Annotated in this window: 7 protein-coding genes and 1 pseudogene; 6 read left to right on the top strand and 2 right to left on the bottom strand. The window is 63.3% G+C overall.

The genetic code is table 11. The features are described 5' to 3' along the window. On the bottom strand, window positions 1-813 hold an 813-nt coding region (locus SE92_RS21895), incomplete at its 3' end, for a caspase family protein (protein ID WP_198172744.1). A 391-nt stretch (window positions 814-1204) separates the two neighbouring features. On the opposite strand from SE92_RS21895, the gene SE92_RS21890 reads away from it, so the two are divergent. After that, entirely contained in the window at window positions 1205-2011 is an 807-nt protein-coding gene (locus SE92_RS21890; RefSeq protein WP_063198274.1) for an N-acyl homoserine lactonase family protein, read from the top strand. 263 nt (window positions 2012-2274) lie between these two features. Beyond that, window positions 2275-3033, top strand: a complete 759-nt coding sequence (locus tag SE92_RS21885; RefSeq protein WP_157095615.1) for a hypothetical protein — start codon at window positions 2275-2277, stop codon at window positions 3031-3033. 92 nt (window positions 3034-3125) lie between these two features. Here SE92_RS21885 and SE92_RS21880 read toward each other — a convergent pair whose 3' ends face one another. Beyond that, window positions 3126-3668, bottom strand: a complete 543-nt coding sequence (locus SE92_RS21880; RefSeq protein ID WP_063198270.1) for a MarR family winged helix-turn-helix transcriptional regulator — start codon at window positions 3666-3668, stop codon at window positions 3126-3128. 110 nt (window positions 3669-3778) lie between these two features. On the opposite strand from SE92_RS21880, the gene SE92_RS21875 reads away from it, so the two are divergent. The 4 genes and pseudogenes from SE92_RS21875 (at window position 3779) to hmgA (ending at window position 7948) form a co-directional block, all read left to right on the top strand. Beyond that, a complete protein-coding gene (locus SE92_RS21875) occupies window positions 3779-5392 on the top strand; it encodes an FAD-dependent oxidoreductase (protein ID WP_063198268.1) in 1614 nt (537 codons plus the stop codon). Window positions 5393-5400: 8 nt separating this feature from the next. Further along, window positions 5401-5625, top strand: coding sequence for a DUF2783 domain-containing protein (locus SE92_RS21870; protein WP_063198267.1), 225 nt, complete (start codon window positions 5401-5403; stop codon window positions 5623-5625). An 18-nt stretch (window positions 5626-5643) separates the two neighbouring features. After that, window positions 5644-6599 (top strand): annotated as a pseudogene (locus SE92_RS21865) (MBL fold metallo-hydrolase). A gap of 2 nt (window positions 6600-6601) precedes the next feature. Further along, on the top strand, window positions 6602-7948 hold the full coding sequence (gene hmgA / locus SE92_RS21860) for a homogentisate 1,2-dioxygenase (protein WP_063198265.1): 1347 nt from the start codon (window positions 6602-6604) through the stop codon (window positions 7946-7948). Window positions 7949-8060 lie beyond the last annotated feature (112 nt).

The following is an 8060-nucleotide window of genomic DNA, read 5'->3' as shown; positions in this document are numbered from 1 at the left end:
GACGACAGCCGGCGGGGCGGGAGGCGCAGGCGGCGCGCCGGGTGCCGGACGCGATCCGCCGGCTCCCGGGCTGAACGAGAAATCTTCGGCCAATGAAGAGGATATCCACGGCACCTGCTCGCCGCGGGATGCGCGGGTGACGCCCATCTTGGTGCGATTCAACGTCTCCTCGGCCATCAGGTCGGGGACACGGATTTCCTTCAGGAGCTCCTGGACGAACAGGCTGTGATCGCCGCCGGCGTCCGAGACCACCGAGGCCAGCGCCGCCGAATACATCACCAGCGTGCCGTTCGGCGCGATGACCGGGGTCAGGCCGGCCGAGAAGCTGCGGAACCGGCGCTCGAACGGGTTCCTCCTGGAGGCGTCGACCAGCGCGATCTTGACGCCGGCGCCGCGGGTGTTGAGCTCGCCGAGGATCGTCTCGAGGCTGAAACCGTCGCGGCGCACGTCGGATTCGGTCCAGATCTGCGCATCGATCGGTAGCATATAGCTCTGGCGCGCCGACTGGATGCCGAAGCCGCTGAAGAACACCAGGGCCACCGATCCCGGCTTGATCTTGCCGTAGAGCTTGTCGAAGGCGCGGCGCATGCCGTCGCCGGTCAGATTCTCGCCGATCTCGACCGCAAAGCCGTCGCGCTTGAGCTCGTCGGCGACGTCGCGCGCATCGTTGATCGGTTCCTTCAGCGGGGCATCCGCGTCCGGATATTTGGCATTGCCGATCACCAACGCAAAACGGTCACCGGCTGCAAGCGATGGGGCAGTCGGGACGAGCGAGACGAGCAAGGGCAGAAGAAAAAAGAAGCGAATTTTCATAATCAGCGCGGTCCAGCCAAAAAGGCGCCGTTACCAGCTTGCGCCGCGGCGACCTTAACTTACGCTTCCCGCATTATCAAACCGCGGGCCGGGGGCGTCAACCGCTTGGAGATTCGGCGTTATCGCGACGATTGACCGCAACGCCGGGGCGGGTCGCAAGGGGAATAAAGTGGCTGTCATGGTTGCGCTCGAGGTGATCCGGCTCAATCTTGTCGGCGGCACGTTAGGGCTGCCATGGCGACGAAAATGTGATTGGTCTCACATTGAAGGGCCTGCCCGTCGCGCCGCGAGCCGTTTGACCTTTGCAATGGACGATGGCTTGCTGCGCAGGATCGTCCCGCAAGATTCACTTAAAAGATCCACTTAGAAGAGCGAAGCAAAAGCAAAAACCATGGGAAACGCCTACGAGATCTACGCCCTGCGCTATGCGACGATGTCGCCGCGCACCCCCAGCATGAACTTCCTGGCTCCCGACCCGCATGACAGCGCGGCGCAGGACCTCGACTATTTCGTCTGGCTGATCCGAGGGCACGGCCGCGACATCCTGGTCGACACCGGCTTCAATGCCGAGGAGGCGAGCGCGCGGGCGCGCAAGCTGACGCTGAATCCGGTCGACGCGCTGGAGCGCTTTGGCGTTGCGGCATCAAGCATCCGCGACGTCATCGTGACGCATCTGCATTACGACCATGCCGGCAATCTCGATCGCTTCCCGAGCGCGCGCTTCCATCTCCAGGAGCGCGAGATGGCCTATGCGACGGGACGCTGCATGTGCAACGGCCTGCTGCGACATCCGTTCTCGGTCGAGCACGTCACCCAGATGGTGCGCCATGTCTACGGCGAGCGTGTCACCTTCTATTCGGGCGACGGTGAGGTCGCGCCCGGCGTCACCGTGCATCGCGTCGGCGGCCATTCCGACGGCTTGCAGGTGGTCAAGGTCGAAACCGCCCGCGGACCGGTGGTGCTGGCGTCCGATGCCGCGCATTACTACGCCAATCTGCAGCGCCGGAGCCCGTTCCCGATCGTCTACAATGTCGGCGACATGGCGGTGGGGTGGGAGACGATCGAACGCCTCGCCGGCCACCCCGATCGATTCATCCCCGGCCACGATCCAATCGTGACGGAGATCTATCCGCGCGCCAGCGACAAGGTCGATGTGTGGGCGCTGCATCTGCCGCCGACGCGGTCGTCTGCGAAATGACGATGTCGTCACTTTGGAGCCAGATGTCATCACCCGCCTTCCCGGCCTCACGCCGATCCCACCGCCGCGCACGACGACCTCGTCTTTGCACTCGCGGCTGCGCCTGACCCGGTCAGTCCCTCGTGGCGACGGCGGCGAAGTAGGTTTCGACCGTCGCTCGGGAGGCGATGTAAAGCATCGGCCCAGGATGCGCGATCGTGCAAGCCGATTGACGTATTCATCCGTCATTTCTAGGTTGTGCCCGACATTCACAAAGGTGTTCGGTGCTTTCAAAACTCAAAAATCTTGCTGCCGACGCCATGAAAGGCGCCAGCGGGCATTTCTCGAAAGCTTCCAGGGCAATTGCCGACCTGGCCGCGAGTCTTGCCGACCGCGCCGCGGCCGCCGCTGATCTGGGCCGCATTCTCGATATCATCGAAATGGTCCCAGGCGTCAGTTTCGAGAAGCCAGAGCCTAATGCCGATTATCTCAGTACGCTGCTCGCCGCGGTGCAGATGGGCGAGCTTACGCTGGCCGTGCACTACCGCCAGCAAACCGAAGCCAGCGTGGTGCGCCTGCATCCCATCACAACGGCCCAGGCCAATGCACTGACCGGTTCGGACCATAAATTTTCCTCGATGATCCTGGTCGACGGTGAGAACGACAAGCCTGCCATCCAGATGCTGACGAACACCGAGCAACTGGCAGAAAATTATCGGTACGTCACCGCCGATACCCTGGTCAACGCATTGGCTTTCCCGATCGAGAATGTGAAAGGCGGTTTCATCATTGCCAGGCCGTTTCGTGCAATCGCGCGACCGATCGCAGGATGGCTGCTCAACATCATTTTCGACCAAGGTGAGAAACTGCATCGCCGTTTCCGCGGCAACCACGCCGAAGATCGGCCTCAAGCGCCGTCGCTATCCGCGGAGGAGGAAACCGGTGCGGCAAGTGTTTCGATCAAGCAGGAAGACAGTGACGTCCAGGCTCGGATCTCCGATCGAGCGATCGATGACCAGCCGCGGAATGATGGCGTGAATTGATTGAGCAGTGTTGAGGGCCGCGCGCCCTGTCGTCTCTTTTCATCGCCAAACGCTTCAGCCCTTGAGCGACAGCCCGTTTGCGAGCCAGCGCCCTAATACGCCTGCTTGGCGTCCGCCTCTTCGCTGGTCTGGATCAAATCGAGGCTCTGCTCGATCTTGCCGAGCAGAATCGAGAGCTGCTTGCGCTCCTGCGCTGAGAGGCAGGCGAGGATTTCGTCCTCCCGCCGTAGCAATTGCGGGAACAGCTCTTCGTAGAGGGCGCGGCCCTTCTTGGTCAGCTGCAGGCGGAATTCGCGGCGGTCGGCTTCGTTCTCGACCCGCTCGATCAACTCCTGATGCAACAGCATTGTGACCGCCCGGCTGATGGTCGATTTATGTGTGCGGGTGCATTGCGCGATGAATTGTGCGCTGCAGGCATCGTTGCGGAATCCGAGCGTGGCAATCACGCGCCAGGCTGGAATGTCGAGACCGTGGCGTTCCTGATATTCGACCGAGAGCGCGGAACTGACTTCGGCTGCGAGCCGGTTGAGGCGAAACGGCACGAACTTGAACAGATCGAGCCGGGCCTTTCGCCGCCCTGAGGCCTCATCGGCTTCGCGTGCCTTCACTGCGATGTTGCTGGATGTCCTCGCCAAGGGGAGCGCTCCGAATTCCAGTTGACGGCCGGCCGGCTCCGGTCCAAAATAGTTGCACGTGAGACTATCTAGCAGATCAGTCCTCTCCTGACCAGAGCCGAGGTTAGTGCATGGCGCAGGCCAAATCCCAGTTCGGCTATCGACGCCACCCCGACCAGGATCGTCCCGTTCAACACCCGGCCGAGCATCCGGTCGTGGTGGTCGGCGCCGGGCCGGTGGGGCTGTCGCTTGCGATCGATCTGGCCCAGCGCGGCCAGCGCGTCGTCCTTCTGGATGACGCCGACCGCATCGGTGAAGGTTCGCGCGCGATCTGCTTCTCGAAGCGCTCGCTGGAATATTGGGACCGGCTCGGCGTCGGCGACCGCATGGTCGCCAAGGGCGTGGTGTGGAGCGTCGGCCGCATCTTCCACGGCGACTCCCAGCTCTATCAGTTCAATCTCCTGCCCGAGGACGGCCACAAGCGGCCGGCCTTCATCAACCTGCAGCAATACTACGCCGAGGCCTATCTGGTCGATCGCATCCGGGATCTGCCCGAGGTCGACCTGCGCTGGCGCAACAAGGTGACGGCGCTGGAGCAGCGCAATGACGGCGCGACGCTGACGATCGAGACGCCGGAGGGCGCCTACCGCCTGCACGCGCAATATGTCATCGCCTGCGACGGCGCGCGCTCCTCGCTACGGCAGATGGTCGGCGCCGAGTTCGCGGGGCAGGTGTTCGAGGACCAGTTCCTGATCGCCGATGTCAAGATGACCGCGGAATTTCCGACCGAGCGCTGGTTCTGGTTCGATCCGCCGTTCCATGCGGGACGCTCGGCGTTGCTGCACCGGCAGCCCGACGACGTCTGGCGCATCGACCTGCAGCTCAACCGTTACGCCGATCCGGCCCTCGAGAAGAAGCCGGAAAACGTGCGGCCGCGGATCGCGCGCATGCTCGGTCATGACAAGTTCGAGTTCGAATGGATCTCGCTGTACAAATTCCAGTGCCGACGGATGGATCGCTTCATCCATGGCCGCGTGATTTTCGCCGGTGACTCCGCGCATCAGGTCTCGCCGTTCGGCGCGCGCGGCGCCAATTCGGGCCTGGAGGATGCCGAAAACCTGTCCTGGAAGCTCGACCGTGTGCTGCGCGGCACCTCGCCCGCGAGCCTGCTCGAGAGCTATCACGCCGAGCGCAGCATGGCGGCCGACGAGAACATCCGCGAATCCACCCGTTCGACTGATTTCATGGCGCCGAACTCGCATCAGGAAGCGCGGCTGCGCAAGGCCGTGCTGTCGCTCGCCAAGGAGACCGAGTTCGGCAAGCGCATGGTCAATGGCGGAAGGCTGTCGGTGCCGTGCAGCTATGATTCGCCGCTATCGTCATCCGATGCCGATGTTTGGCGCGGTGGTCCGCATCCCGGCTGCTCCATGCTCGATGCGCCGATTGCCGAGCAGGCCTATCTCACGGATGCCTTCCGGAACGGCGGAACGGACTTTACACTGCTGTCCTTCAGCAATGGCGCGGCGATCGCTGCGCCCGATGGCGTGAGGGACATCCGCATCGGCGGCGCGAATGGACTTGCCGATCCCGCGGGCCTCGTCGCAAAGCGCTATGACGCCGAGCCGGGAACCGCCTATCTGCTCCGGCCCGACGGCTACGTCGCGGCGCGCTTCCGCCATTCGACGCGGGAGGCGATCGCGGCGGCCCTGTCGCGGGCGCAAGGCCTGACACAGGGCCTGAATTGAGGTTTTTCATGTCCCTGTCCACCAGCTCCAACTTCGCGCGACCTGACGATGCGTTCCGCGCCATCGTCGAGGCGCATCGTGGTCTCACCGAGGAGCAGAGCGCCGATTTCGATTCGGCGCTGGTGCTGATCCTCGCCAACCATATCGGGGACATCGACGTGCTGCGCGAAGCAATCACCCTTGCCAAGCGGCGCATGATCGACGGCCAGCAGCAACAACAGCAACAGCAATAAACTCGTAAGGATGAACTGATGGCGAAGAACTTCGCATCCACCGGCGATCTCGCCGAGAAGAAGATCACCTTCTCCGAGATCGGCACCGATCTCTATGCCTTCACCGCCGAGGGCGATCCGAACACGGCCGTCATCGTCGGTGACGACGGTTGCCTCGTGTTCGACGCGCAGGCGACGCCGGCGATGGCGAACAAGGTGATCGAGCGCGTCAAAGCCGTCACGGACAAGCCGATCAAATATGTCGTGCTGTCGCATTATCACGCCGTGCGCGTGCTCGGCGCCTCGGCCTATCACGCGCAGGGCATCGTCGCCTCGCAGGAGACCTATCGGCTGATCGAGGAGCGCGGCAAGCAGGATTGGGATTCCGAATACGGCCGCTTCCCGCGCCTGTTCCAGGACGCGCAAGCATCCCCGGCCTGACCTGGCCGACGCTGACCTTCGAAGGCGAGATGTCGATCTATCTCGGCAAGCGCGAGGTGCGGCTGATGCAACTCGGCGCCGGCCACACCTCCGGCGACATCGTCGCCTGGGTGCCCGACGCTGAAGTCATGTTCTCCGGCGATCTCATCGAATATCACTCGGCGTGCTATTGCGGCGATGCGCATCTGCGTGAGTGGCCGATGACGCTGAACGAGATCCGCAACTTCAATCCCAAGGCGATCGCGCCGGGCCGCGGCGATGCGCTCAAGGGCACGGCGACGGTGCGCGAAGCGATCGCGATGACGCGCGACTTCGTCACCTCGCTCTATGGCGCCGCGGAGATTTCGGTCGCCAAGGGTCGCAGCTTGAAGGAATCGATGGCGGCGACGCGCGAGGTGATGGATCCGAAATTCAACAGCTTTGCCATCTACGAGCATTGCCTGCCGTTCAACGTGTCGCGCGCCTATGACGAGGCGTCGGGCATCGATGATCCCGTGATCTGGACCGACAAGCGCGACCAGGAGATGTGGGCCGCCCTGCAAGGAGGAGGATAGGCATGAACATCAACACCTCGCCCGACCAGATCATCCGCAGCTCGGCGCAGGTGACGCCGGGCTACATGTCCGGCTTCGGCAACTCTTTCGAGACCGAGGCGCTTCCCGGCGCGTTGCCGATCGGGCGCAATTCGCCGCAGCGCTGCGCCTACGGGCTCTATGCCGAGCAGCTCTCGGGCTCGCCCTTCACTGCGCCGCGCGGCAGCAACGAGCGTTCCTGGCTCTATCGGATCCGCCCCTCGGTGAAGCATTCCGGCCGCTTCGAGAAGGTCGATGCCGGCCTGTGGCGCTCGGCGCCGTGCCCTGAATATGACCTGCCGATCGCGCAGATGCGCTGGGACCCGACGCCGCTGCCGAAGGACGATTTGACCTTCGTCCAGGGCGTGCAGACCATGACGACAGCGGGGGATGTGAACACGCAAGCCGGCATGGCCGCGCATGTCTATCTCATCACCAAGTCGATGGTGGATCAGCACTTCTACAATGCCGACGGCGAATTGATGTTCGTGCTGCAGCAGGGCAATCTTCGCCTCGTCACCGAGTTCGGCCGCATCGATGCCGAGCCGGGCGAGATCGTGGTGATTCCGCGCGGCGTCAAGTTCCGCGTCGAGATTCCGAACGGGCCGGCGCGCGGCTATCTCTGCGAAAATTATGGCGGCGCCTTCACGCTGCCGGAGCGTGGGCCGATCGGCGCCAACTGCCTCGCCAACGCGCGCGACTTCCTCACGCCGGTGGCCCATTACGAGGACAAGGACACGCCGACCGAGCTGTTCGTGAAATGGGGCGGCGCGCTGTTCAAGACGAAATTGCCGCATTCGCCGATCGACGTCGTCGCCTGGCACGGCAATTACGCGCCGTATAAGTACGATCTACGCACCTTCTCGCCGGTCGGTGCGATCGGCTTCGATCATCCCGATCCCTCGATCTTCACGGTGCTGACCTCGCCATCGGAGACCGCGGGCACCGCGAATATCGACTTCGTCATCTTCCCCGAGCGCTGGATGGTGGCCGACAACACGTTCCGTCCGCCCTGGTACCACATGAACATCATGAGCGAGTTCATGGGCCTGATCTACGGCGTCTACGACGCCAAGCCGCAAGGTTTCGTCCCCGGCGGCATGAGCCTGCACAATTGCATGCTGCCGCACGGCCCCGACCGCGACGCCTTCGAGCACGCCAGCAATGGCGATTTGAAGCCGGTGAAGCTGACAGGGACCATGGCCTTCATGTTCGAGACGAGATATCCGCAGCGCGTCACCGCGCATGCTGCGAATGCATCGACGCTGCAGGACGATTACGCGGATTGCTGGAAGGGATTGGAGAAGCGGTTCGATCCGAGCAAGCCGTAGCTTTCTTCCCCTCTCCCCTTGTGGGAGAGGGTGGCTCGCCGCGCAGCGGTGAGACGGGTGAGGGGTTTCTCTCCGCGAGTGAACTCTCACATTTGGACGCGTGGATAGAGAC

This window comes from Bradyrhizobium sp. AT1 (assembly GCF_001590795.1).
Taxonomy (GTDB): Bacteria; Pseudomonadota; Alphaproteobacteria; order Rhizobiales; family Xanthobacteraceae; genus Bradyrhizobium.
The sequence above is the reverse complement of the archived record's forward strand: the minus strand, read 5'-3'. Positions and strand labels throughout refer to the sequence as shown.

What these genes read in the sequence shown, in the direction of transcription:
- SE92_RS21890 (WP_063198274.1), top strand. Translation starts at nt 1,205, where the DNA reads ATGGGAAACGCCTACGAGATCTACGCCCTGCGCTATGCGACGATGTCG.
- SE92_RS21875 (WP_063198268.1), top strand. Translation starts at nt 3,779, where the DNA reads ATGGCGCAGGCCAAATCCCAGTTCGGCTATCGACGCCACCCCGACCAG.
- SE92_RS21870 (WP_063198267.1), top strand. Translation starts at nt 5,401, where the DNA reads ATGTCCCTGTCCACCAGCTCCAACTTCGCGCGACCTGACGATGCGTTC.
- hmgA (WP_063198265.1), top strand. Translation starts at nt 6,602, where the DNA reads ATGAACATCAACACCTCGCCCGACCAGATCATCCGCAGCTCGGCGCAG.